This is a genomic window from Micromonospora sp. NPDC049230 (assembly GCF_040647875.1).
GTDB lineage: Bacteria > Actinomycetota > Actinomycetes > Mycobacteriales > Micromonosporaceae > Micromonospora.
This window is the reverse complement of sequence record NZ_JBEZCZ010000042.1, coordinates 31,315-56,524: the sequence shown is the minus strand read 5'-3', so window position 1 is coordinate 56,524 and position 25,210 is coordinate 31,315. Positions and strand designations below refer to the sequence as shown.

Below are 25,210 nucleotides of genomic sequence, written 5' to 3'. Positions count from 1 at the left end.
CGACGGTGGCGCACCGCCAACCGGTCGGGCGGGTGGCCCGATGAGCCGGACCGCTCTGCTGGTGACCCACACCGGCCGTCGGCGCAGCACCGAGCACGCCCGGTCGGTCGCGGCCGACCTGATCGCCGCGGGTTTCGAGGTACGGGTGGTCGCCGACGAGGCCGACGACCTCGACCTGCCCGGCGTGGTGCCGGTCGCCGGCCCGCAGGCCGCCGAGGGCGCCGAGATCGTCTTCGCGCTCGGCGGGGACGGCACCTTCCTGCGTGCCGCCGAGCTGGCCCGGCCGGCGAAGGCGCCGCTGCTCGGCATCAACCTCGGCAAGGTGGGCTTCCTGGCCGAGGCGGAGATCGACGACCTGGACAGCGCGGTGCGGGACGTCGTCGATCGCAACTACAGCGTCCACGAGCGGCTCACCCTGGACGTGACCGCCGAGTTCGACGGCGGGCCGACGATCGAGTCCTGGGCGCTCAACGAGATCAGCATCGAGAAGGGCGAGCGGGCGCAGATGCTCGAACTGCTCGTCGACGTGGACGGGCGGCCACTGTCCCGCTACGGCTGCGACGGTGTCGTGTGCGCCACCCCCACCGGCTCCACCGCGTACGCGTTCTCCGGCGGCGGGCCGGTGGTCTGGCCGGAGGTGGAGGCGTTGCTCCTGGTGCCGATCAGCGCGCACGCGTTGTTCAGCCGACCGTTGGTCACCGCCCCGACGTCCACCTTCGTGATCACCGTCGACCCGTTCACCACCCTCGCGGTGCTCGCCTGCGATGGGCGGCGCGTCTACGACCTCCCGCCCGGCGCCCGGGTCACGGTGCGTCGGGGCGCGCTGCCGGTGCGCATCGTGCGGCTGCGGGCCCGCCCGTTCACCGACCGGCTGGTCGCCAAGTTCGGCCTTCCCGTGCACGGCTGGCGCGGCAGCCGCCGGTGACCACGACGCACACCCTGGGTGGACGGTGGCTGTCCACCTGACGACATGTCGCCGCTACGGCGGCTGGTGACTAGTGACCTGGTGACAGGCTCCGTCGCAGACTCCGATCGGCCCTCGTCTACGGATGGGGGCCTGGAGGAGTAGAGGAGCACATCGCATGCACTGGTCCCCACGCTGGCTCGCCGTCGGCGCGGTCGGCGCGTTGGTGGTCGGCCTCGCCGCACCGGCGTCCGCCGACCCGCCCGCCCGGCCCACCGGCCCAAACCCGGGCGGCACGCCCGTCCGTATCACCCTGATCACCGGCGACCAGGTCGAACTGGCGCCGGCCGCGCCGGGCCGGGTCGCCGCCACCGTCCGCCCGGGACCCGGGCGCGAGCGGGTCATCTTCCAGACCATGCAGGTCGACGGCCGGCTGCGGGTGTTGCCCAGCGACGCCCTGCCCTACGTCTCCAGCGGGGTCCTCGACGCCAACCTCTTCGACGTGCAGGAGTTGGCCGCCGACGGGTACGGCGACGCCGCGCAGGGCGCGTTGCCGCTGATCGTGCGCTACCAGGAGCCGGCCGCCGGGCGGGTCAAGCCGCTGGCTGGCGCCACCGACGCCCGGCCGTTGGAGAGCATCAACGGCGCCGCGCTGCGGGTCGGCAGGGGCGATCTCGGCGGCCTCTGGACCACGCTCGCCGACGCGCCGGCCAACCGGGCCACGACTGCCGCCGCACCCCGGCTGGGTGCCGGCATCGCTCGGATCTGGCTGGACGGGAAGGTTCGTCCGGCGCTGGAGCACAGCGTGCCGCAGATCGGCGCCCCGACGGCCTGGGCCGCCGGTCGGGACGGCACCGGTGTGACGGTGGCGGTGCTCGACACCGGCGTCGACGCCACCCACCCCGACCTGGCCGGCCGGGTCACCGAGGCGCGGGACTTCTCCGGCAGCGGCAGCGCCCGCGACGGGCACGGCCACGGCACCCACGTGGCGGCCACCATCGCCGGCAGCGGCGCGGCGTCCGCCGGGCTCCGCAAGGGCGTCGCCCCCGGTGCGCGGTTGCTGGTCGGCAAGGTGCTCGACGACGGTGGCTCCGGCTACGACTCGTCCATCATCGCCGGCATGGAGTGGGCCGCCCACTCCGGCGCGAAGGTCGTCAGCATGAGCCTCGGCGGTGACCCGACCGACGGCACCGACCCGATGAGTCAGGCGGTGAACGACCTGACCGCCGAGACCGGCGCGCTCTTCGTGGTCGCCGCCGGCAACGCGGGCGCCGCGCGTACCGTCGGCGCGCCGGGCGCGGCCGCGGCGGCGCTCACCGTCGGCGCGGTGGACCGCGACGACAACCTGGCCGAGTTTTCCAGCCGGGGCCCCCGGCTCGGTGACAACGGCCTGAAGCCGGAGATCACCGCACCGGGCGTCGGCATCGTCGCCGCGCGGGCCGCCGGCACCACAATGGGTACGCCGGTGGGCGACGCCTACACGACCGCGTCCGGGACCTCGATGGCCACCCCGCACGTGGCCGGCGTGGCGGCGATCCTCGCCCAGGAACATCCGGACTGGGCCGCCGGGGCGTTGAAGGACGCGCTGGTGAGCACCACGAAGGCCAACCCGGCGCTGACCGTCTTCGAACAGGGTGGCGGTCGGGTCGACGTGGCACGGGCGCTCGGGCAGCGGGTGTACGCCTCGGCCACCGCTGACTTCGGCCGGATCTCCACCGGCGGCACGACTGTCGAGCGGAGCGTGTCGTACACGAATGGCACGAAGGCGGCGCAGACCCTGCGGCTGGCCCTGGAGCTGCGCAACCTGGACACCGGTGCGGCCGAAACCGACGGGGTCACGCTCGGATCCGGCGAGGTGAGCGTGCCGGCGGGCGGCAGCGTCGCCGTGCCGCTGCGCGCCGACCCGGCGAAGCTGGCCCGGGGCCCGCACGGTGGCTGGCTGGTGGCGACCGGCGCGGATGGTGTGGCCGTGCGCACCCCGGTCGGGCTCACCGTGAGCGGTCCCGTGCACCACCTCACCATCAAACTGCTGGACCGGCAGGGTCAGCCGGGCCTCTCGCCGGGGCTGACCGTCTTCGGTGAGCAACCCGAGTCGGACTTCTGGGGCATGTGGGGTGGCGAGGGCACCCTGGAGGTCGAGGAGGGCACCTACGTGCTGACCGCGCTGGTCACGCACGGCGTCCCACTGGACGAGCAGATGACCCAGATCATCGAACCGGAGGTGACCGTCGACCGGGACCTGACAGTGGTGCTCGACGCGCGTAAGGGCACACCGGTGCGGATCGAGACGCCGAAGCCCAGCGAGCAGCGGGCCACCCTGAGCTACTACGTGCACCGGGTGTTGGGCAACGGCCGACAGATCGACAACGGTGTGATGGCCTACAGCAACGTCCAGCAGGTCAACGTCACGCCGACCCGCCAGGTGCGCCAGGGTGAGTTCGAGTTCGCCTCGCGCTGGCAGCTCGTCGCCCCGATGGTGGACGCGACGGTCAGCGGGGTGTCCGGTCCGTCGGACATCAACCTGCTGGGCTCCTCACCGGCGCCGACCGGTCGGCGGAAGCTGCCGCTGCTCTGGGCCGGCACCGGCACCCCGGCCGAGCTGACCCGGGTGCGGGGCGCCGCCGTGCTGCTCGGCGCCGACCCGAACCGCTCGGAGGAGGAACAGGTGGCCGCCGCCGCGGCCGCCGGTGCCGCCGCCGTGTTGATCGTCCGGCCGGAGGACCAGAGCGCGTGGACGGTCTGGCGCCCGACCGGGGATCGGCTGCCGATCCCGTCGATGGTGGTGGCGTACGACGACGGCCAGCGGCTGATCGCGGCGACGCGCCGGGGCAGGGCGACGCTGGACCTGACGTTGACAGTGGACAGCCCGTACCTCTACGACGTGTGGCAGGTGTCGAAGGGGCGGGTGCCGGAGCGGGTCGTGCACACGGTGACCGCGAAGAACACCGCCGAGGTGACCGCGAGCTACGGCGACATGGGTGCCGGCTGGGCCACCGAGGAGCGATTCGGGTGGCGTCCGTGGCAGGAGTACGCCTGGAACGACGACCAGCGGATGGTCCGCAACGGCAGCACCCGGCAGGAGTTCGTCAGCGCCGGGGATTCCTGGTGGCAGCATCGGGTCCTGCACAAGTTCACGTTCATGCAGTGGGGCCAGTTGGCCGGCGGCCTGACCGAGCGACCCCGTCGCTACACCGCCGACGACCGGGTGACCGAGACCTGGCACGCGCCGGTGGTCCGGCCGGCCGTTCCGGCCGGCGGTGCGCCGGTGCCCACACGCAGCGGTGACACGCTGGACCTGCGGGTGGCCGAGTTCGTCGACGCGCAGGGGCACTACAGCCTGGCCGGTGACAGCGAGGAGTCGGACGCCGTCGCGGCGCGGGTCAGCCGCGACGGGCAGCAGATCGCCGACCTCTCCGGCGGCTGGGCGCCGGTGCCCACCACCGCGAAGTCGGCCCGTTACCGGCTGGACCTGACCACGCGGCGGTCGTCCGACGAGTGGCGCCACGGCACCCGGACCGACACCGCCTGGGAGTTCACCTCGGCCCGGCCGGCGGGTACCGCCGCCACGCCGTTGTCGCTGCTCCAGGTGGACTACCGGGTGCCGGCCGACCTGCTCGGCACGGTCCGCGGCAACCGGCCGCACCAGCTGGGGCTGACCCTGCGGCAGCCCGCCGGGGTGCCCGCGCCGACGGGCACCAGCGTCCACGTGCAGGTCTCCTTCGACGGGGGCGTCACCTGGCGCGACGCGCCGACGAAGGGGGCGGGCACCCGGTACACAGCGACAGTGCCGGCCGGACGCGGAACGGTGTCGCTGCGGGTGCACGCCGCCGACCGGGCCGGAAACACCGTCGACCAGACGGTGCTCCGGGCGTACGGGCTGCGTTGACCCGCACCGGGCGGGGCGGCTGGGGCCGTCCCGCCCGGGTGGGGTCCGCCGTCCATCACCGGCGGACCCTTCGGCGTCAGAGCCAGCCGCGCCGGCGGACCCTTCGGCGTCAGAGCCAGCCGCGCCGGGCGACCTGGAACGCCAGCCCGGGCCGGGTGTCGACGCCGGCGGCGGCCATCAGGTCGGCGATGCGCCGCTGCACGGTACGCCGACTCACCCCGAGCTGGGAGGCGATGGACTTGTCCGGTACGCCGGCCACGAACAGCGAGAGCAGCCGCGCCTCGTCGGCGTCCGGCTGATAACCGTCGCCCGGTTGGTCCGGTGGATCCGGACGTCGGCCGTCGGTCGTCGCGACGACGAGCGGATCGTCGAGCCGCAACGGGGTGGCCACCCGCCAGTGGCTCTCGAAGAGGGCGAGCAGCGCGTCGAGCAGTTGACTGCGACCGATCACGGCGGCGCTCGGTTCACCGCCGTCGCGGTCCGGCACCAGCGGGCAGACCGCGATGCGGGAGTCCACGATGGCCAGTCGGACCGGCAGCCGGTCCAGGACCCGGGCCTGCTCGCCGGCGCCGACGCCCTTGGCCAGGTCGGCGAGCGCGCCCGGTTCCAGCAGCAGGTCACGCTCGTAGATCGCCCGGTAGCTCACCCCGCGGGCCAGCGCGTCGAACTCCTCGACGTTCTCCGGGCCGGCCATCGCCAGGGGGTTGGCGCGGCAGAACCAGAGCACCTCGGCGCGTGCCGCATTCTGCAGATCGCGCAGACGGTCCCGCAGCACCCGACCGCCGGTGATCACCTCGACGAGGTGGTCCACGTGATGCCGGCGCAGCCCGGACCGGTACTCCTCGGCCAGTTGGGTGACCCGCCGGCGGGCCGCCTCCAGGTCCTCCTGGCGGCGCAGCAGCGTCGCGCCGAGAGCGACGTCCGGGGCGGTCGGGCGCAGCGGAGCGTCCGGGTCGTTGTCGGTGGGCTGCACCAGGCCCTTGCCGCGCAGCGCCTCGATCTGGGCGACGACCTGCTCACGGGGCCGGTGCAGACGACGGACCAGCTCGTCGATGCGGGCCGTGGTGAGCTGGAGCAGGCAGCGGTAGAGCTCCTCCTCAGCCGGGGTCAGGCCGATCACGTCCAACACGGGGCAGAACTGTACGTCGGCCGGGTGTGGGCCGCACCGGGCCCGTCGGCTGGTCAACTGTCGGGCCTCGCGTCTACTGTCGGTGGCTGTGCTGGAAGAGCTGCGCATCACCGGACTGGGCGTCATCGAGGACACCACGCTGCCGTTGGCCGGCGGCATGAACGTCATCACCGGCGAGACCGGTGCGGGCAAGACGATGGTGGTGACCGGCCTCGGCCTGCTCTTCGGCGGTCGGGCCGACGCCGGGCGGGTTCGTGCCCAGCCGGGCCGGGCGGTGGTGGAGGGGCGGCTGCGCCTGCACGGGCGGGCCGCCGACGCCGTGCACGCGCGGATCATCGAGGCCGGTGGCGAGCCCGACGAGGACGGCTCGGTGCTGCTGAGCCGCACGGTGACGGTGGAGGGGCGTTCGCGCGCCCACGTCGGCGGCCGGAGCATGCCGGTGTCGATGCTCGGTGAGGTCGGCGAGCAGGCCGTGGCCGTGCACGGCCAGTCCGACCAGCTGCGGCTGCTGCGCCCGGCCGAGCAGCGCGCCGCACTGGACCGGTTCGCCGGCCCCACGCACGAGAAGCTGCTCGACGCGCTGCGCGAGGCGTACACGGGGTGGCGGCGGGTGGTCGACGACCTGGCCGACCGGCGGCGCAACGCCCGCGAACGCAACCAGGAGGCCGACCTGTTGCGCCTCGGCCTCGACGAGATCACCCGGGTGGATCCGCAGCCCGGTGAGGACGACGAGCTGAAGACCGAGGCGCAACGGTTGGAGCACGCCGAGGGGTTGCGCACGGCCGCGCAGATCGCCCAACAGTGCGTGGCGGGTGGTGCGGAGGCCGCCGACGAGACACCGGACGCGGCGGCGCTGCTCGGCACCGCCCGTCGGACGCTGGAGGCGCAGTCCGGCACCGACCCGGCGCTCGGTGAGTTGGCGGCCCGCCTGGAGGAGGCGGCCACGCTGGTCACCGACGTGTCGGCGGAGCTGTCGGCGTACCTGGCGACGCTCGACGCGGACCCGGCCCGCCTACAGCACGTCTACGAGCGGCGGGCGGCGCTGCGCGCGCTGACCCGCAAGTACGCCGACGACGTCGACGGGGTGATCGCCTGGGCCGACCGGGCGCGCACCCGACTGTCCGACCTGGACATGTCCGACGATCTGCTCGACGAGTTGGAGCGCGAGGGTCAGCGGCTCGCCGTGGAGGTGGCCGACCTGGCCGGGCGGGTGTCGGCCTCCCGGCAGGAGGCGGCGGTCCGGTTCGCCGAGCAGGTCACTGTCGAGCTGGCGGGTCTGGCCATGCCACACGCACGGATCGAGGTGGCGGTGCTGCCGCGCCCGGCCGGTCGGGCCGAGCCGACGCTGGAGGTCAACGGCGTCGAGGTGGGTGTCACACCGGACGGTGGCGACGAGGTGGAGCTGCGGTTGCTGGCCCACCCGGGAGCGCCGTCGTTGCCGTTGCAGCGGGGCGCCTCCGGCGGCGAGTTGTCCCGGGTGATGCTCGCCATCGAGGTGGTCTTCGCCGGCTCGGGCGGCCCGCCCACGCTGGTCTTCGACGAGGTCGACGCGGGCGTCGGCGGGCAGGCGGCGGTGGAGATCGGCCGCCGGTTGGCCCGGTTGGCCCGCAGCCACCAGGTGTTGGTCGTCACGCACCTGCCGCAGGTGGCCGCGTTCGCCGACCGGCATCTGGTGGTGGCGAAGGACACCGGCGGGGCGGTGACGACGAGCGGCGTGCGGGTGGTGGAGGACACCGAGCGGGCCCGGGAGTTGGCCCGGATGCTGGCAGGTTTGCCCGATTCTGATCTGGGTATCGCTCACGCCGAGGAGCTTCTGGCCGTGGCCGCCAAGGAAAGGCGGCTGTGACGCCGCGTATTGTGAGCGCAAGCACACCGGCTTGTGCCGACGTGTGCTTCCCTGGGTAGGCGGCCCTGCTCAGGCATGTCGCGACAGAAAAGCCTGCCTCACATGCCAGGATGGTCACGATGCGTCTACCCACGTTGCGCCGAAACCGAAACTCCGACCCGGGCAAGGTCCTCGGCACCGCGCGCCTTGATCGCCGGACAAAACGCCTGGTCGGTCGGCTGCGCCCCGGCGACATCGCGATCATCGACCACGTCGACCTGGATCGGGTCGCCGCCGATTCGCTCGTCGCGGTCGGGGTCGGCGCGGTGCTCAACGCCAAGCCCTCGGTCTCCGGCCGCTACCCGAACCTCGGGCCGGAGGTGCTGATCGCCGCCGGCATCCCGCTGCTCGACGACCTCGGTGAGGGCGTCTTCGAGCAGATCCGCGAGGGCGACCAGGTGCGCATCGAGGGCAACACGGTCTTCGCCGGTGACGAGCCGGTGGCCCACGGCAGCCTGCAGGACGCCGAGTCGGTCGCCAAGGCGATGGCCGACGCCCGGGAGGGTCTGTCGGTGCAGTTGGAGGCGTTCGCCGCCAACACGATGGACTATCTCCGGCAGGAGCGCGACCTGCTGCTCGACGGTGTGGGCGTGCCGGACATCGAGACGCAGATCCAGGGGCGACACTGCCTGATCGTGGTCCGCGGCTACGACTACAAGGCCGACCTGGACGTGCTGCGCCCCTACATCCGCGAGTTCAAGCCGGTGCTCATCGGCGTCGACGGCGGCGCGGACGCGCTCGTCGAGGCCGGGTACACCCCCGATATGATCATCGGGGACATGGATTCGGTCACCGACGACGTGCTGCGCTGCGGTGCCGAGGTGATCGTGCACGCGTACCCGGACGGGCGGGCGCCCGGCCTGCCCCGGGTCAACGGCCTCGGCGTGCCGGCGATCACCTTCCCGGCGGCGGCGACGAGCGAGGACCTGGCCATGCTGCTCGCCGACGAGAAGGGCGCCTCGCTGCTGGTCGCGGTCGGCACCCACGCCACCCTCGTCGAGTTCCTCGACAAGGGTCGCGGCGGGATGGCCTCGACCTTCCTGACCCGGCTGAAGGTCGGTGGCAAGCTCGTCGACGCCAAGGGCGTGAGCCGGCTCTACCGGCAGAGCATCTCCGGGTCGTCGCTGCTGCTGCTGGTGCTGTCGGCGATCGCGGCGATGGCGTCCGCGGTGGCTGTCTCGACCGTCGGGAAGGCGTACCTGGGTGTGGTCGCCGAGTGGTGGGACAATTTCGTGTTCCAGCTGTACCGGCTCTTCTAGTTCCCGACCGATCAAGAGGCTGCAAGCGTGATCAACTTCCGCTACCACGTGGTGTCCCTCACCGCGGTGTTCCTGGCTCTGGCGATCGGCCTGGTGGTCGGCACGGCCGCCCTCAACGGCCCGGTCGCCGATTCGCTCGAGGGGCAGGTAACCGGGCTGCGCAAGGACAACCAGTACTGGCGTCAGCAGGTCAACAACATGGAGAAGCAGCTCGGGCTGGAGGAGGAGTTCGCCGAGGAGATGTCCCAGGTCGTCCTCCCGAGCGCACTGGCCGGGCGGCGCGTGCTGGTGCTCACCCTGCCCAACGGGCGCGACCACACCGAGGGCGTGCTCAAGAAGCTCCAACTCGCCGGGGCCACCATCACCGGCCGGGTCGATCTACAGGACAAGCTCGTCAACCCGGACAACAACTCCAACCTGCTGGAGTTGGCCGTCACCGCCGCCCGCCCGACCGCGCAGACCACCGGCCTGCCCGGCAACGGGCACGGCGTGGAGACCTCCAGCGCGCTGCTGGCCAGCGTCCTGCTGGACCGGGCTCAGGGCGTCGCGCCGGTCAGCGACGCCGACCGGCGGGCGGTGCTCGCCGCCTACAACAACGCCGGCTACCTGACCACCGACAACAACAAGGTCACCGGCTCGGCGGAGGCGGTCGTCGTGGTCAGCGGCCAGCCGTACGTGGACAAGGACTCCGACAAGCGGGACGAGTCGGTCGTCAAGATCGCTGAGCAGTTCGACCGGACCGGCGCGATCGTGGTGGCCGGCAACGGCTCCGCCGGCGGCAACCTGGTCTCGGTGGTCCGTGGTGACCCGGTGCTGTCCCAGACCATCTCCACCGTCGACAACGCCAACACCGTGCAGGGCCAGCTGGTCACCAGCCTCGCCCTGGTGCAGCAGCTCACCGAGAAGAAGGCCGGCCAGTACGGCGTCGGCGACAACGCCGCCTCCGGCCTGTTGCCTAGACTGCCCCAGTGAGCGAACGACGTACCCCCGTGTCCGTAACCGACGAGGCGGACGGCAGGGCAGCCGCATGAGCGTCCTGGGCCGGCTGCTGATCGCCGGTGCCGGTGCCGCCGCCGCGCGGTACGCGCTGCGCGAGGTGCGCACCTCCCCGGCCGGCCCGGCACTGGAACGCACCAACTTCCGGGGCCGCACGGTGACCCTCGCCGCCGGGCCGGCGCTGGCCGCCGGGGCGAGCGCCGTCGGCGCGTTCGGTGCCACCAGCGGCGCCTCCGGTGGGGCCGCCCTGGTCGCCGGCCTCGGTGCCGGTGGCGTCGGTCTCTACGACGACGTGGTCGGCGCACGGCCGGAGCAGAAGGCGGCCAAGGGCTTCGCCGGTCACCTCGCCGCGCTGCGCACGGGCCGGGTCACCGCGGGCCTGGTCAAGGTCGTCGGGGTGGGTGCCGCCGGGCTGGGCGCCGCCGCGCTGCTCGCCGCCGACCCCCGCGTCGCCGCCCACCCCCGCCGGCAGCGCCACGGGGCCGTCGGCCGCGGCGTCGACGTGCTGCTCGGCGCCGGTGTGATCGCCGGCACGGCCAACCTGCTCAACCTGCTCGACCTGCGGCCGGGCCGCGCCCTCAAGGCCGGGCTGCTGCTCGCCGCGCCGCTGACCGGCGGCCCGCACGGCGGGATCGCCGCCGGCGCGGCCGGTGCCGCCGCCGGCCTGCTCCGCGATGACCTGGCCGAGGACGTGATGCTCGGCGACAGCGGCGCGAACGCCCTCGGTGCGCTGCTCGGCGTCGCGCTCGCCGCCCGCACCGGCCCGCTCGGCCGGGCCGCTCTGCTCGCCGTGCTCGCCGGTCTCACCGCCACCAGCGAGAAGGTCAGCTTCACCGCCGTCATCCAGCGGACCCGGGGGCTGCGCGAGCTCGACGCACTGGGCCGCCGCGCCGACTGACGTGACCAGACCGGCCCCCCTCGCCGGCGCCGGCCGGTTGGCCGGAGCAGCCGCGCTCATCGCCGTCCTCACCGTGGCCAGCCGGCTCGCCGGCTTCGGCCGCACCGCCGTGTTCACCTGGAGTCTGGGGACCACCGACCTCGGCGGCACCTACGTGGTGGCCAACGCCGTACCAAACTTCATCTTCGAGATCGTCGCCGGTGGCGCGCTGGCAAGTCTTGTCGTACCGCTGCTGGCCGGCGCCGTCGCGGCCGGCGACCGGACGGCCGTGGCCCGGACCACCGGCACGCTGCTGACCTGGACGCTGGCCCTGCTGGTGCCGCTCGCGGTGCTGGTGGTGCTGCTCGCCGGGCCGGTGGTCGAGTCGCTGGGCCACCACCTGACCGACGCCCAGCAGCAGAGCGGCGTCCGGATGTTGCGGGTCTTCGCGCCGCAGCTACCGCTGTACGGGGTCGGCATCGTGCTCACCGGGGTGCTCCAGGCGCACCGGCGCTTCGCCTGGCCGGTGCTCGCGCCGCTGCTGTCCAGTCTCACCGTGATCGTCGTCTACCTGGGGTTCACCGCGACGCAAGGTCGGTACGCCACCGTCGGGGGGGTGAGTCCCGGTGGGGAGTTGCTGCTCTCCGCCGGTACCACCCTCGGTGTGGTGGTGCTGTCGCTGTCCCTGCTGATCCCGGTCCGCCGACTCCATCTGGGGTTGCGGCCCAGCTTCGGGTTCCCCGCCGACGCGCGGGCCCGGGTCGGCGGGTTGGCGGTGGCCGGCGCGGTCACCGTCACCACCCAGCAGATCGCCCTGATCGTCAGCCTGAACCAGGTCACCGCCGGTGCGCGCAGCAACCCGGGCATCTACAACCTGGCCCAGACCGTCTACCTACTGCCGTGGGCGGTGCTGGCGGTGCCGCTGGCCATCGCGGCGTACCCGACCCTGGCCGCGGCACGGGCCGCCGGTGACGAGGACGCCTACCGGGCGACGCTGGCACCGGCCGTGCGCGGGGTGCTGCTGTTCAGTTGCCTCGGCACTGCCGCGTTGATCGGGACCGCCGCACCGGTCGGGCATTTCTTCTTCCCGGCATCCACCGCACCCACCGCCGCCGCCGCGATCATCGGGTACGCCCCGGGCCTGGTCGGCTACGGCCTCTTCGCGGTGCTCACCAGGGCGCTCTACGCCCGGGGGGAGACCCGGGCGGCCACTGTCGCCACCGCCGTCGGCTTCCTTGTGGTACCGGCCGTCGTCCTGCTGTTCGGTGCGTTGCTGCCGCTGCGGGACCGGGTATTCGCGGTGACGTCCGCGAACTCGGTGGGCATGCTGGTGCTCGGGGCCCTGCTGCTCGGTGCCGTGCTGCGCGGGGCGGGCCGGGCGGCGCTGGCCGGTGCGGTCCGTGCCGGTGCGGCCGGTGGCCTCGCCGGTGTGCTCGCCGCGCTCGCCGGGCTGGGCCTCACCCGATGGCTCGACACGCCGGGCGGCGGCACCCCGACGACGGCCGTGGCACTCGGTCAGGGCATGCTGTCCGGGGTTCTGGTGGGGGCGGTGTTCCTCGCTGTGGTCTGGTTCGTCGACCGACGAGACGTGCAGCCGCTGCTCGCCGGGGTGCTGCGGCGTCTGGGTCGGCGGGGGCCACGGGGCGGCGGGCCGACGCCGGTCTCCCCGGAACCCGGCGACGGGAAGGAGACGGCAGCGCGATGACTGAGCCACCTCAGCCTGCCGGTTGGTCGGGCAGCGTCGCGTTGGTGCTCGCGTCCAGCACCGGCGGGGTTGGCCAACACGTCCGTTCGGTGGCCCGCGGCCTCGTCGCGGGTGGCGCCACCGTCCTGGTCTGCGGGCCCGCCGCCACCCAGGAGCAGTTCGACTTCACAGGTGTCGGTGCGCGGTTCGAGCCGGTGGAGATCCCGGCCAGCCCGACTCCGGCCGACGCGCGGGCGGTGCTCGCGCTGCGCCGGGCGCTCAGCGCCGCCAGGGTCGACGTGGTGCACGCGCACGGCCTGCGGGCCGGCCTGGTCGCCGTGCTCGCCCGCCCGGCCGCCCCGCTGATCGTCACCTGGCACAACGCGGTGCTCGCCGGGGGGCTGCGGGGAGGGGTGTCCCGGCTCGTCGAACGGGTGGTGGCCCGGGGCGTCCGGGTGGCGCTCGGCGCCTCCGCGGACCTGGTGCGACGGGCCGCCGAGGTGGGCGCCGCCGATGCCCGGCTCGCCCCGGTCGCCGCGCCGACGCTGCCCGCGCCGCGTCGCCGTCCAGCGGCGGTACGCGCCGAGTTCGGCGTCCGCCCGGACCAGCAGTTGATCCTCTCGGTCGGCCGGCTGCACCCGCAGAAGCGCTACGACGTGCTGATCGACGCGGCGGCCCGCTGGCGTACGCGTACCCCGCCGCCGGTCGTGGTGATCGCGGGCAGCGGGCCGGCGTATCTGCCGCTCGCCGCACGCACGTCGGCGGCCCGCGCACCGGTGACCCTGCTGGGGCACCGCACCGACGTGGCCGACCTGCTCGCCGGCGCCGATCTCGCCGTGGTGACAAGCGACTGGGAGGCCCGACAGCTCTTCGCCCAGGAGGCGCTGCGCGCCGGCGTACCGCTGGTGGCCACGGCGGTCGGCGGCCTGCCGGACCTGGTCGGTGACGCCGCCACGCTGATCCCCGCGGGTGATGTGGACGCTGTCGACGCGGCGGTACGGGCGCTGCTGGACGACCCGGCGGCGCGGGCCGAGTTGGGTCGCCGGGGCGCGCAACGGGCGGCGACGTGGCCGACCGAGACGGACACCGTGCGCACGCTTGCCGCCCTCTACGCCGAACTGGCCCCGGACCGCACCGGCCCGGCGGCCACCCCGGACTCCGACGCCCCGAGAACGGGACACCGGTGATGCTGCGCCGAATCGCCCCCGCCCTGTTGACAGCGCTCGTGGTGACGCTCGGTGTCACCGCGCTGGCCGCCCGCCCGCCGCAGGGCACCCCGCGACGCACCGCCGACTTCGTGGTGCTCGCCGGGATCGCCGGGCTGCGCTGGGAGGACGTCGATGCGCGGAGCACCCCGACGCTGTGGCGGATGGCACAGGACGGGTCGATCGGCTCGCTGTCGGTGCGTTCCGCGCACCGCCCCACCTGCCCGGTGGACGGCTGGCTGACCCTGGGGGCGGGCAGCTTCGCCGCGTGGAACGGCAGCCGGTCGCCAGATGGTTGCCCACCGGCCGGGGTGGTCGTGGAACAACCCGACGGCATCGGCGCGAACCTGCCCGACCAGGAGAGCGTGGTGCAGCACAACCAGCAGCGCCTGTCCTGGGGGGCGATGCCGGGATCGCTGTCGGAGTCGGTCCGCTGCTCCGTCGCGGTGGGCCCGGGTGCGGCGGTGGCGGCGGCCCGGCCGTTCGGCCGCGTCGACAGGTACGCCGCGGCGCTGCCGGCCGATCCGCGGACGCTGCTCGGTTCGTGCGTGTTGAGCATCGTCGACCTCGGCACCGTCGAGGGGGACGACCCGGCGTCGCGCGCCGCGCAGGCCCGCGCGGCGGACGCCCAACTGGCCCGGGTGCTGGCCGCACGGCCACCGCGGTCGTTGGTGCTGGTCGCGGGGATCTCCGACACCGCCCAGCCGTCACGGCTGCACGTGGCGGTCGCCGACGGTCCGGGCTGGGAGCGGGGGTGGCTCACCTCGGCCAGCACCGGCCGTGACGGGTACCTGCAACTCGTCGACCTCGCGCCGACCGCCCTCGCCGCGTTGGGCCGGCCGATGCCGGAGCGGCTCTTCCTCGGTCGTCCGGCGGTCAGCACCGACGGTCGTCCGGCCGACCTCGCCGACGCGATAAGCGCCCCGGCGGACGCCGATCAGGAGGCGGCCGCCCAGCGGACCGTCTCCGGCCGGTTCTTCACGCTGCTCGCCTGCGTGCAGGTGTTCCTGGCGCTGGCGGTCCTGCCGCTGCTGCGCCGTGCCCGCCCGCACGCCGGGCCGACCGGCCCGACCCCCGGGCGGATCGTGGCGGTGGCGGAGCTGCTGCTTGTCGCCGCCGCGTTGACGGTGCCGGCGGCGCTGCTGGCCGACGCGGTGCCCTGGTGGCGGGGCGACCACCCCGGCTGGCTCTTCGCCGGGATCACCGCGCTGCTGGTGGCCGCCGGCACCGCGGCGGTCCGGTTCGTCCCCGGGTACGCGGGCACTCTCGGCCCCCTCGGCGCGGTAGCCGGTCTCACCACGCTGGTCGTCGGGATGGACGTGCTCACCGGGGCCCGACTCCAGCTCAACGGCGTGGTCGGCTACTCCGCGTTGCAGGGCGGCCGGTACGCCGGGCTGAGCACCGTGGGGCTGGGCGTGTTCCTCGCCGGTGCGTTGCTCGCCGGGGGATGGTTCGCCCAACGGGTGCACCGGGGCTGGCGGCCCGCGGTGATGGTGGCGGTGGGCGGCCTCGCCGTGGTGGTGGTCGGCAGCCCGTACCTGGGCGCCGATCCGGTCGGCGCGATCGCGCTCACCGCCGGGGTCAGCGTCGCCGCCGTGATCAGCGCCGGTGGCTGGTTGACGATCAGCCGGCTGGCCTGGGCCGCCATGGCCGCCCTCGCTGTCGGTATCGGGTTCGCCGTGGTGGACCTGCGGCGTTCGGCGGCCGAGCGGGGCAGTCTGGGCAGGTTCCTCTCCGCGCTCGGCGACGGCACCGGCGGGTTCACCGTGCACCGGTCCAGCACTGAGAATTTCGAGACGTTGGTCAACAGCCCGCTGACCGTGCTGGCGCTTGTCGGTGGGTTGCTCGTGTGGTTCGCCCTGTTGCAGCCGTGGGGTGGGCTGATGCGGTTGTTCGGCATCTACCCGGCGGTCCGGGCCGCGATGGCCGGCACCGTGGTCGCCGCGGTGCTCGGTGGGGTGCTCGACGGCGCGGCGTTCGACGTGCTGGGCGCCGCCGCCGCGCTCGTGGTGCCGATGGCCGCCCTGGCGTCGTTGCGGGTCCTCGGACATGCCGCCGACCGGACCCGCCCACTGCCGGGCCGCTCCCGCGCCGACGGCGTCGACGAGTCCGGGTCCGGTGGGGTCGGACCGACCGGTGGGGGCGACGGCCCGACCGGTGGCGGCGGGCCGCTGGGCGCTGTCCATCCCCGTCCGATCAGCGGCCCACCCTCGGGCTCGGTGACGGCTGCCGCGCCGCCGGAGACCCCGGACGACTCCGCGACCGACGCCGACGACCCGGCGGCGCCGACCGCGAGCGGGCCGCCGCCGGACGCCGCGCCGACGGTGCCCGTGCCGCCCCGGCAGGTCAACAGGTCATCGACCGAGGTTGCCGCCTCCTGAGCGCGGGCCTGCTCGCGGATGACCCGGTGGTGTCGCAGCCGGGGTGCGGCCTGCGAGTCCCCGGCCGGGAGGTGTTACCGTCGAATCCCGTGGATCGCGATCACTGAGCTGATCAAGCACGGCGGTCTGCACGACCGCGACGGACGACACGGGAGCAGGCCTTGGCCCCATCAGCACGGACGACCAGGCACATTTTCGTCACCGGGGGCGTCGCCTCCTCGCTGGGTAAGGGCCTCACCGCCTCCAGCCTCGGCAACCTGCTCACCGCGCGCGGGTTGCGCGTGGTGATGCAGAAGCTCGACCCCTACCTCAACGTCGACCCGGGAACGATGAACCCGTTCCAGCACGGTGAGGTCTTCATCACCGAGGACGGCGCCGAAACCGACCTCGACGTCGGGCACTACGAGCGCTTCCTGGACCGGGCACTGTCCGGCAAGGCGAACGTCACCACCGGCCAGATCTACTCCGATGTGATCGCCAAGGAGCGCCGGGGGGAATACCTGGGCGACACCGTCCAGGTCATCCCGCACATCACCAACGAGATCAAGTCGCGGATCCTGGCGATGGCCGACCCGGACGAGGACGGCCAGCTCCCCGACGTGGTGATCACCGAGGTCGGCGGCACGGTCGGCGACATCGAGTCGCTGCCCTTCCTGGAGGCGATCCGCCAGGTCCGCCACGACCTCGGCCGGGACAACTGCTTCTACCTGCACGTCTCGCTGGTGCCGTACCTGGCGCCGTCGGGTGAGCTGAAGACCAAGCCGACCCAGCACTCGGTGGCGCAGCTGCGCAACATCGGCATCCAGCCGGACGCGATAGTGCTGCGCTGCGACCGGGAGATCCCGGTGAAGCTCAAGGAGAAGCTGTCGCTCTACTGCGACGTGGACGCCGAGGCGGTCGTCGCCGCCCCGGACGCCCCGAGCATCTACGACATCCCGAAGGTGCTGCACCGCGAGGGCCTGGACGCGTACGTGGTGCGTCGGCTCGGTCTCTCCTTCCGCGACGTGGACTGGGCCAGCTGGGACGACCTGCTGGAGCGGGTGCACCGCCCCCGGCACACCGTCACCGTCGCGGTGGTCGGCAAGTACGTCGACCTGCCCGACGCGTACCTGTCGGTGAGTGAGGCGATCCGCGCGGCCGGGTTCGGCCACCGGGCCCGGGTGCAGCTGCGTTGGGTGCCCAGCGACGAGTGCGTCACCCCGGCCGGTGCCGCCGCGGCGTTGGCCGGCGTGGACGGCATCCTCATCCCCGGTGGCTTCGGCGTCCGTGGCATCGAGGGCAAGATCGGCACCGCCCGGTACGCCCGCGAGAGCGGCATCCCGCTGCTCGGCCTCTGCCTCGGCCTACAGTGCATGACCATCGAGGTGGCCCGGCACCTGGCCGGCCTGGACGGCGCCAACTCGCTGGAGTTCGACGAGCAGGCCGCGCACCCGGTCATCGCCACGATGGCCGACCAGGAGGACATCGTCGCCGGCAAGGGCGACCTGGGCGGCACCATGCGGCTCGGGGCGTACCCGGCGACGCTGACCGAGGGGTCGATCGTCGCCGAGGCGTACGGCAGCACCGAGATCAGCGAGCGGCACCGGCACCGCTACGAGGTGAACAACGCCTACCGGGACGCGCTGAACAAGGCGGGTCTGCACATCTCCGGCACCTCGCCGGACGGCCGGCTCGTCGAGTTCGTCGAGCTGGACCGCAGCCTGCACCCGTTCTTCGTGGCCACGCAGGCGCACCCGGAGCTGAAGAGCCGCCCCACCCGCCCGCACCCGCTGTTCGCCTCGTTCGTCAAGGCGGCGGTGACGTACTCGCAGGCCGACCAACTGCCCGTCGACCTGGACGCGGCGACGGAGGCCCCGACGACGCGCAAGGCCGCCCGCAACGGCGCCGCGACGAAGGCCGCGTCGGCCTCGTGAGCGAGCGCAGCGAGCGAACCAGCAGCGTTGTCGAGCGCAGCGAGGCGACGGCGTGAGCGAGCTGGAGCACCGCTACGAGGTGCGGTCCCGCGAGGAGCGGTACCGGGGGCGGATCTTCGACGTGGTCACCGAGGAGGTGACGATGCCGGGCGGCGGGACCGGGGTGCGCGACCTGGTCCGGCACGTCGGGGCGGTGGCCGTGGTGGCGCTCGACGACGCCGGTCAGGTGGTGCTGATCCGGCAGTACCGGCACCCGGTCGGGCGGCACCTGTGGGAGCTGCCCGCCGGACTGATGGACGTCTCCGGCGAGGAGTTGCCGGCGGCCGCGCTGCGGGAGTTGGCCGAGGAGGCGGACCTCACCGCCGGGCAGGTCGACGTGCTTGTCGACCTGCACAGCTCGCCCGGGTTCACAGACGAGTTGGTCCGGGTCTTCCTGGCCCGGGATCTCGCCGAGGTGCCGGCCGGCGAGCGCCACGAGCGCCGCGACGAGGAGGCCGACCTCCAGGTCGTCCGGCTCGACCTGGACGAGGCGGTGGCCATGGTCCTGGCCGGTGAGATCACCAACGCGTCCGCGGTGGCCGGGCTGCTGGCCACGGCCCGCGCCCGGGACACCGGCTGGTCGGCGCTGCGCCGGGCGGACGCGCCGCTGCCCCGCTGAGCACCGCCGCCGGTCCAGCCCGGCGAGGGGGTACGCGCGAAGGGGTCCCGCGGTCAGCCGCGGGGCCCCTCGCCGGCTGTCCGCAGCGGCGTGCGGCAGATGGGGCGATAATTGTCGAACCCTGTTCCGACGGCGGAGGTGACTGAGCACCGGCGAATCCGCCAGGTGCCCTGACACTCCGTCAGGACACCCGGGCACCGGATGCCACTGTGCTGGCTCACGGCGGCGTCGGGCACGCCTAGACTGCCGCCGCGGGACCGGTGGACCGTGGTGGCAAAGGGGCCATCGCGGCACCGAGCAGTCGGGGGAGCGCAGCCCCGAAGAGAGGTGTCTGCATCGTGAAGGTCGGAATCCCACGCGAGATCAAGAACCACGAGTACCGCGTGGCGATCACGCCAGCGGGCGTCAACGAGTTCACCCGCGGTGGTCACCAGGTCTTCGTCGAGGCCGGTGCCGGTGTCGGCTCCAGCATCACCGACGAGGAGTTCGCCGCCGCCGGCGCGACGATCCTCGCCACCGCCGACGAGGTGTGGGAGACCGCCGAGCTGGTGCTCAAGGTCAAGGAGCCGATCGCCGAGGAGTACCACCGGATGCGCGAGGGGCAGGTGCTCTTCACCTACCTGCACCTGGCCGCCTCGAAGGACTGCACCGACGCGCTGCTGGACCGCAAGGTGACCGGCATCGCGTACGAGACCGTCGAGCTGCCCGACCGGTCGCTGCCGCTGCTCGCCCCGATGTCCGAGGTGGCCGGCCGGCTCGCCCCGCAGGTGGGCGCCTTCTACATGATGCGTACCGGCGGTGGGCGCGGTGTGCTGCCCGGCGGTGTCTCCGGCGTGTACGCGGCCAAGACCGTCGTCATCGGCGCCGGCGTGTCCGGCATGAACGCCGCCGCGATCGCGCTGGGCCTGCAGTCCGAGGTGCTGCTGCTGGACAAGAACGTCGCCCGGCTGCGCTCGGCCGACGCCATCTACCGCGGCCACCTGCAGACCATCGCGTCCAACGCCTACGAGGTCGAGCGGGCGGTGCTCGACGCCGACCTGGTCATCGGCGCGGTGCTGGTGCCCGGCGCGAAGGCGCCGACGCTGATCTCCAACGAGCTGGTCTCCCGGATGAAGCCGGGCAGTGTGCTCGTCGACATCGCGATCGACCAGGGCGGCTGCTTCGAGGACTCGCGCCCGACCACCCACGCCGACCCGGTCTACAAGGTGCACGAGTCGATCTTCTACTGCGTCGCGAACATGCCCGGCGCGGTGCCGAACACCAGCACCTACGCGCTGACCAACGTCACCCTGCCGTACGCCCTGGAGCTGGCCAACCACGGCTGGCGCGAGGCGCTGCGCCGCGACCCGGCCCTGGCCCTGGGCCTGAACACCCACGACGGCCAGGTCACCTACGGCCCGGTCGCCGAGGCACACGGCATGGACGTGCTCCCGCTGACCGACGCGCTGGCCTGAGCGGCGGCGGGCTGACCGGCGGCACGGACTCCGGCGCCGGCGTGGGCACACCGCCCACGCCGGCGCTGCGCCGTGCCGTGCGCGGCTACCTCGACCACCTCACCGTCGAGCGTGGACTGTCGGCGAACACGCTCGCGTCGTACCGTCGGGATCTGGACCGCTATCTCGCCACCCTGGCCGACGCCGGCGTCACCGACCTCGCGTCGGTCGGCGCCGGCCTCGTCGAGTCGCACCTGGCGCGGCTGCGCGCGGGCGACGACACGCACCCGCCCCTCGCCGTCTCCTCCGCCGCCCGCGCGGCCAGCGCGGTCCGCGGCCTGCACCGCTTCGCGATGCGCGAGGGCCTGGCCGGCGCCGATCCGAGCCGCGACGTCCGCCCGCCCACGCCCCCCCGGCGGCTGCCCAGGGCGCTACCAGTCGACGACGTGGTCCGGCTGCTGGAGACCGCCGGCCCGGTCACCGCGACCGGCGCGGACGCCCCGCTCGCGCTGCGCGACCGGGCGCTGTTGGAGTTCCTGTACGGCACCGGCGCGCGGATCTCCGAGGCGGTCGGCGCGGCAGTGGACGACCTGGACACCGACGAGGGCACAGTGCTGCTGCGCGGCAAGGGCGGCCGGGTGCGGCTGGTGCCGATCGGCGGGTACGCCGTCGACGCGGTACGCGCCTACCTGGTCCGGGCCCGCCCCGGCCTGGCCGCCGCCGGTCGGGGCACCCCGATGGTCTTCCTCAACGCCCGGGGCGGCGCGCTGACCCGCCAGGGCGCCTGGGGCATCCTGCGTGGCGCCGCCGGCCGGGCCGGGCTGCCCGTCGACGGACCCGCCGCCGTCTCCCCGCACACCCTGCGCCACTCGTACGCCACCCACCTGCTCGACGGCGGCGCCGACGTCCGGGTGGTCCAGGAGTTGCTCGGCCACGCATCGGTGACCACGACGCAGGTCTACACGTTGGTCACCGTGGAGCGGCTGCGCGAGGTGTACGCCACCGCCCATCCGCGCGCCCGGGACTGAACCCGGTCGCGGTCGGCGCCGACACGCCGGGCCGGTGCCGAACCCCCTGCTGGTCGGTGGCGTACAGTCGGCATCGGCGCGGACCTCCTGGAGCGACACGACCGGGGTGCGCAGCGGCGCCGCGAAGGACGTCGGACGGCTCCGACGCCGGGTGGGTCGTCGGGAGGGGGCAACGAGCACATGGCTGGCAACGGTGACCGTGCCGAGACCTGGACGTCGGAGCTCCGCGAGCAGCAGGCCACGCTCGGCGCGGACCTGGGTCCCGCGGACCCGGCTGCCTACACGATGCGCAAGCCCATCCCCGAGCCCATGCCCACCGACCGGCACGGGCCGGCGCGCATCATCGCGATGGCCAACCAGAAGGGTGGCGTCGGAAAGACCACCACCACCATCAACCTGGGCGCGGCCCTCGCGGAGTACGGCCGCAAGGTGCTGCTCGTCGACTTCGACCCGCAGGGCGCCCTCTCGGTGGGGCTGGGGGTCAACCCGCACAACCTCGACCTGTCCGTCTACAACCTGCTCATGCAGGACGACGTGACCGCCGAGGACGTCCTGATCAAGACCGACGTGGCGGGCCTGCACCTGTTGCCGGCCAACATCGACCTGTCCGCCGCCGAGATCCAGCTCGTCAACGAGGTCGCCCGGGAGATGGCCCTCGCCCGGGTCCTGCGGACGGTCCGCAAGGAGTACGACTACATCCTGATCGACTGCCAGCCGTCGCTCGGCCTGCTGGCGATCAACGCGCTGACCGTCGCCCACGGCGTGCTCATCCCGCTGGAGTGCGAGTTCTTCAGCCTGCGCGGTGTGGCACTGCTGCTGGACACCATCGACAAGGTGCGCGAGCGGCTCAACTTCGACCTGGAGCTCGAAGGCATCCTCGCCACCATGTACGACAGCCGCACCACGCACTGCCGGCAGGTCCTCCAGCGGGTGGTCGAGGCGTTCGGCGACAAGGTCTACCAGACGGTCATCACCAAGACGGTGAAGTTCCCCGAGTCCACGGTGGCCGGTGCCCCCATCACGACGATGGACCCGGCGTCCTCCGGGGCACGCAACTACCGTCAGCTGGCCCGCGAGGTGATCGCCGCCCAGTCGGAGCGGTAGCCGGAACGCCCGGTGCCCACCTCGTGGACTACGGTCGTGCGGTGACCGCGCCACCCCTCGACCCGCCCGAGACCGCCGCTCCGGCCGCGGTCGACGGTGTGCCGCCCGCGGACCCGGCCGCCACCGGCTTCACGGTGCGCCTGGCCAACTTCACCGGCCCGTTCGACCTGCTGCTGCAACTGATCGGCAAGCACAAGCTCGACGTCACCGAGGTGGCCCTGCACACGGTCACCGACGAGTTCATCGCCTACATCAGGGCGATGGGCGACGACTGGGACCTCGACGAGGCCAGCGAGTTCCTGCTCATCGCCGCGACCCTGCTCGACCTGAAGGCCGCCCGGCTGCTGCCCGCCGCCGAGGTGGAGGACGAAGCCGACCTCGCCCTACTGGAAGCCCGCGACCTGCTCTTCGCCCGGCTGTTGCAGTACAAGGCGTACAAGGAGGCGGCGGCACACATCGCCGAGTTGGAGGCGGTCGGCGGTCGACGGTACCCGCGGGCGGTCAGTCTGGAGGCCCGCTACGCCGACGCGCTGCCCGACCTGGTGCTCGGCATCGGCCCGCAGCGGCTGCTGAAGCTGGCCGTGAAGGCGATGACCCCGAAACCGGTGCCGGAGGTGTCCATCGCCCACGTGCACATGGTCCGGGTCAGTGTCCGAGAACACGCGGCGATTCTCGCTACCCGGCTGCGTCGGGCCGGCACCGCCACGTTCTCGCTGCTCTGCGCGGACTGCGAGGCCACCCTGGAGGTGGTGGCCCGGTTCCTCGCGCTGCTGGAGCTGTACCGGGAGGGCCTGGTGTCCTTCGTGCAGGAGCAGGCCCTGGAGGAGCTGACAGTGCGCTGGACCGGCCCGACCGACGGCGACACGGAGCTGCACGTCGACGAGTACGCCGGCACCCCGGCCGATCCTGAACCGGCGGGGGTCGAGCCTGGGCCGGCGGGGGTCGAGCCTGGGCCGGCGGGGGAGGCCGGTGGGCCGGACGGGACGGGAGTGACGAAGGGTGCGCGGGATGAGTGACGAGGAACGCCGGGACTCGCTGGCCGACCAGGCTGCCGCCTGGGTCCCCCCGTGGGACCGCCCCCGCCCGCCCGCCGCCGAGGACACCCCCGACACCACAGACGTGTCGACAACGGCTCCGCTGCCGGTCGAGTCGACCCCGTTACCGGAAGAGTCGGCGAAGGCTCCACTGCCGGCCCAGGGAGATCTTGGAGGGAAAGTGCCCCTCCAGGGGCCGGAATCTTCCAAGATCTCCGCTGAGTCGGGCGCGGACGTGTCGGGTTCGGGGGTGGGGGAGTCGGGTGGGGCTGGGGGCGTACCCCGTCGGGAGGTTGTCGGACGGCGGCGGGCGACGGCCGCGCCGGAGCCCGCGCCCGAGCTGCCCGACGCCGAGCTGCGTGGCGCGCTGGAGGCGATCCTGCTGGTGGTCGACGAGCCGGTCAGCGAGTTGGTCCTGGCGCAGGTGCTGGAGCAGCCCGCCGAACGGGTCGGGCCGATGCTCGACGAGATCGCGGCCGGTTACACAGCGGCCGGGCACGGGTTCGAGCTGCGGCGGGCGGCCGGTGGGTGGCGGCTCTACACCCGGCCGGAATACGCTACGTACGTCGAACGGTTCGTGTTGGACGGGCAATCGGTGCGGCTGACCCAGGCGGCGTTGGAGACGCTCGCCGTGGTCGCCTACAAGCAGCCGGTGACCCGTTCGCGAATCTCAGCCATCCGGGGTGTGAACTGCGACGGGGTCATCCGTACGCTGGTCACCCGCGGCCTCGTCGAGGAGTGCGGCACCGAACAGGACAGCGGGGCGTTCCTCTACCGGACCACCACGTTGTTCCTGGAAAAGCTCGGGCTGAACACCGTCGACGAGCTGCCGCCCCTCGCACCCTTCCTGCCCGACGACGTAGAAGAGCTTGCTGATGCGACCCGATAACCGTTCCCCGAAACCCAACGCGCCCGTCTACGAGGGGGCTGAGCGCCTACAGAAGGTGCTCGCCGCCGCCGGCGTGGGTTCCCGGCGCGCCTGCGAGGACCTGATCTTCCGCCGCCGGGTCACCGTGGACGGGCGGGTCGCCAAACTCGGTGACAAGGTCGACCCGGCCACCGCGGTGATCCACGTGGACGGGGAGCGCCTCCAGGTCGACATCCGCCTGGTCTACGTGGCGATGAACAAGCCGCGCGGGGTGGTTACCACAATGGCCGACGACAAGGGCCGCAACGAGCTGGCCGAGTTCATCGGCAACCGGGTGGAGCAGCGGGTCTACCACGTCGGGCGGCTCGACGCGGACAGCGAGGGCCTGCTGCTGCTCACCAACGACGGCACCCTGGCGCACCGGCTCATGCACCCGTCGTACGAGGTGCTGAAGACGTACCTCGCCGAGGTGGTCGGGCCGATCCCGCGCAACCTGGGCAAGCGGCTGCTGGCCGGCGTCGAGCTGGAGGACGGGCCGGTCAAGGTCGACTCGTTCAAGGTGGTGGACACTCTGGGCAAAAGCGCCCAGGTGGAGCTGAGCCTGCACGAGGGCCGCAAACACATCGTCCGGCGACTGATGGAGGAGGTCGGCCACCCGGTCACCCGGCTGGTGCGTACCTCGATCGGGCCTATTCGGCTCGGTGACCTGCGGACCGGGCGGATCCGGCGGTTGACCAACGCCGAGGTCGCCGCGCTCTTCAACGCGGTGGGCGACTGACCCCGGGGGTTCCGGGTACGGCTGCCGGTAGGCTCCACCGACGGCCGGGACGCGGCAGCCGGAGGTGGCGTGGGTCGCCCCCGGCGGTGTCGCGCGCGGGTCCGCCACGGACCGCGGGCATGATTGATGACGATTGACGAACCGCTTGCGGCGCCACTCACCGGGCGATCCGTGAGGTACGGGCTGAG

Annotated in this window: 18 protein-coding genes; 17 read left to right on the top strand and 1 reads right to left on the bottom strand. The window is 73.4% G+C overall.

Translation table 11 applies throughout. The features are described from left to right. Positions 1–40 precede the first annotated feature (40 nt). Positions 41–925 (top strand): NAD kinase, encoded by an 885-nt coding sequence (locus tag AB0A95_RS28055; RefSeq protein WP_357558733.1) that lies wholly within the window; start codon positions 41–43, stop codon positions 923–925. Between the two features lie 157 nt (positions 926–1,082). Continuing rightward, positions 1,083–4,790, top strand: a complete 3,708-nt coding sequence (locus AB0A95_RS28050) for a S8 family serine peptidase (protein WP_357558731.1) — start codon at positions 1,083–1,085, stop codon at positions 4,788–4,790. Between the two features lie 109 nt (positions 4,791–4,899). Here AB0A95_RS28050 and AB0A95_RS28045 read toward each other — a convergent pair whose 3' ends face one another. Further along, positions 4,900–5,919 (bottom strand): helix-turn-helix domain-containing protein, encoded by a 1,020-nt coding sequence (locus AB0A95_RS28045; RefSeq protein ID WP_357558730.1) that lies wholly within the window; start codon positions 5,917–5,919, stop codon positions 4,900–4,902. 88 nt (positions 5,920–6,007) lie between these two features. Here AB0A95_RS28045 and recN point away from each other — a divergent pair, with 88 nt between their 5' ends. From recN to AB0A95_RS27970, 15 genes are all read left to right on the top strand, one after another. Next, a complete protein-coding gene (gene recN, locus AB0A95_RS28040) occupies positions 6,008–7,765 on the top strand; it encodes a DNA repair protein RecN (protein WP_357558743.1) in 1,758 nt (585 codons plus the stop codon). 119 nt (positions 7,766–7,884) lie between these two features. Then, positions 7,885–9,063, top strand: coding sequence for a putative cytokinetic ring protein SteA (gene steA, locus AB0A95_RS28035; RefSeq protein ID WP_357558729.1), 1,179 nt, complete (start codon positions 7,885–7,887; stop codon positions 9,061–9,063). Between the two features lie 27 nt (positions 9,064–9,090). After that, a complete protein-coding gene (locus AB0A95_RS28030) occupies positions 9,091–10,035 on the top strand; it encodes a copper transporter (protein ID WP_357558728.1) in 945 nt (314 codons plus the stop codon). Positions 10,036–10,090: 55 nt separating this feature from the next. After that, the gene (locus AB0A95_RS28025; protein ID WP_357558727.1) at positions 10,091–10,957 is read left to right on the top strand and encodes a hypothetical protein; all 867 of its coding nucleotides are present in this window, start codon (positions 10,091–10,093) and stop codon (positions 10,955–10,957) included. A 1-nt stretch (position 10,958) separates the two neighbouring features. Beyond that, positions 10,959–12,641, top strand: coding sequence for a lipid II flippase MurJ (locus tag AB0A95_RS28020; protein WP_357558726.1), 1,683 nt, complete (start codon positions 10,959–10,961; stop codon positions 12,639–12,641). Then, positions 12,638–13,807 carry a glycosyltransferase family 4 protein gene (locus tag AB0A95_RS28015; protein WP_357558725.1) on the top strand — a complete coding sequence of 390 codons (1,170 nt, stop codon included), beginning with the start codon at positions 12,638–12,640 and terminating at the stop codon, positions 13,805–13,807. The genes AB0A95_RS28020 and AB0A95_RS28015 overlap by 4 nt, the downstream gene beginning before the upstream one ends. Further along, a complete protein-coding gene (locus AB0A95_RS28010) occupies positions 13,807–16,206 on the top strand; it encodes a hypothetical protein (protein ID WP_357558724.1) in 2,400 nt (799 codons plus the stop codon). The genes AB0A95_RS28015 and AB0A95_RS28010 overlap by 1 nt, the downstream gene beginning before the upstream one ends. Before the next feature lie 161 nt (positions 16,207–16,367). Beyond that, positions 16,368–18,119, top strand: a complete 1,752-nt coding sequence (locus AB0A95_RS28005; RefSeq protein ID WP_357558723.1) for a CTP synthase — start codon at positions 16,368–16,370, stop codon at positions 18,117–18,119. A 52-nt stretch (positions 18,120–18,171) separates the two neighbouring features. Beyond that, entirely contained in the window at positions 18,172–18,777 is a 606-nt protein-coding gene (locus tag AB0A95_RS28000) for an NUDIX hydrolase (protein WP_357558721.1), read from the top strand. A 338-nt stretch (positions 18,778–19,115) separates the two neighbouring features. Further along, positions 19,116–20,231: an alanine dehydrogenase gene (ald, locus tag AB0A95_RS27995; RefSeq protein WP_357558720.1), complete on the top strand. Its 1,116-nt coding sequence runs from the start codon at positions 19,116–19,118 to the stop codon at positions 20,229–20,231. Between the two features lie 41 nt (positions 20,232–20,272). Then, positions 20,273–21,238: a site-specific tyrosine recombinase XerD gene (locus AB0A95_RS27990; protein WP_357558719.1), complete on the top strand. Its 966-nt coding sequence runs from the start codon at positions 20,273–20,275 to the stop codon at positions 21,236–21,238. 180 nt (positions 21,239–21,418) lie between these two features. Continuing rightward, the gene (locus tag AB0A95_RS27985) at positions 21,419–22,342 is read left to right on the top strand and encodes an AAA family ATPase (RefSeq protein ID WP_030334877.1); all 924 of its coding nucleotides are present in this window, start codon (positions 21,419–21,421) and stop codon (positions 22,340–22,342) included. Positions 22,343–22,365: 23 nt separating this feature from the next. Then, on the top strand, positions 22,366–23,358 hold the full coding sequence (locus AB0A95_RS27980) for a segregation/condensation protein A (protein WP_357558718.1): 993 nt from the start codon (positions 22,366–22,368) through the stop codon (positions 23,356–23,358). Then, positions 23,351–24,265: an SMC-Scp complex subunit ScpB gene (scpB, locus tag AB0A95_RS27975; RefSeq protein ID WP_357558717.1), complete on the top strand. Its 915-nt coding sequence runs from the start codon at positions 23,351–23,353 to the stop codon at positions 24,263–24,265. Before AB0A95_RS27980 ends, scpB begins: the two co-directional genes overlap by 8 nt. After that, on the top strand, positions 24,252–25,022 hold the full coding sequence (locus AB0A95_RS27970) for a pseudouridine synthase (protein ID WP_357080583.1): 771 nt from the start codon (positions 24,252–24,254) through the stop codon (positions 25,020–25,022). Before scpB ends, AB0A95_RS27970 begins: the two co-directional genes overlap by 14 nt. Positions 25,023–25,210 lie beyond the last annotated feature (188 nt).

Coding starts and splice junctions, on each gene's coding strand:
- AB0A95_RS28055 (WP_357558733.1), top strand. CDS start 41: ATGAGCCGGACCGCTCTGCTGGTGACCCACACCGGCCGTCGGCGCAGC.
- AB0A95_RS28050 (WP_357558731.1), top strand. CDS start 1,083: ATGCACTGGTCCCCACGCTGGCTCGCCGTCGGCGCGGTCGGCGCGTTG.
- AB0A95_RS28010 (WP_357558724.1), top strand. CDS start 13,807: ATGCTGCGCCGAATCGCCCCCGCCCTGTTGACAGCGCTCGTGGTGACG.
- scpB (WP_357558717.1), top strand. CDS start 23,351: ATGAGTGACGAGGAACGCCGGGACTCGCTGGCCGACCAGGCTGCCGCC.
- AB0A95_RS27985 (WP_030334877.1), top strand. CDS start 21,419: ATGGCTGGCAACGGTGACCGTGCCGAGACCTGGACGTCGGAGCTCCGC.
- AB0A95_RS27970 (WP_357080583.1), top strand. CDS start 24,252: ATGCGACCCGATAACCGTTCCCCGAAACCCAACGCGCCCGTCTACGAG.
- AB0A95_RS28025 (WP_357558727.1), top strand. CDS start 10,091: ATGAGCGTCCTGGGCCGGCTGCTGATCGCCGGTGCCGGTGCCGCCGCC.
- AB0A95_RS28015 (WP_357558725.1), top strand. CDS start 12,638: ATGACTGAGCCACCTCAGCCTGCCGGTTGGTCGGGCAGCGTCGCGTTG.
- steA (WP_357558729.1), top strand. CDS start 7,885: ATGCGTCTACCCACGTTGCGCCGAAACCGAAACTCCGACCCGGGCAAG.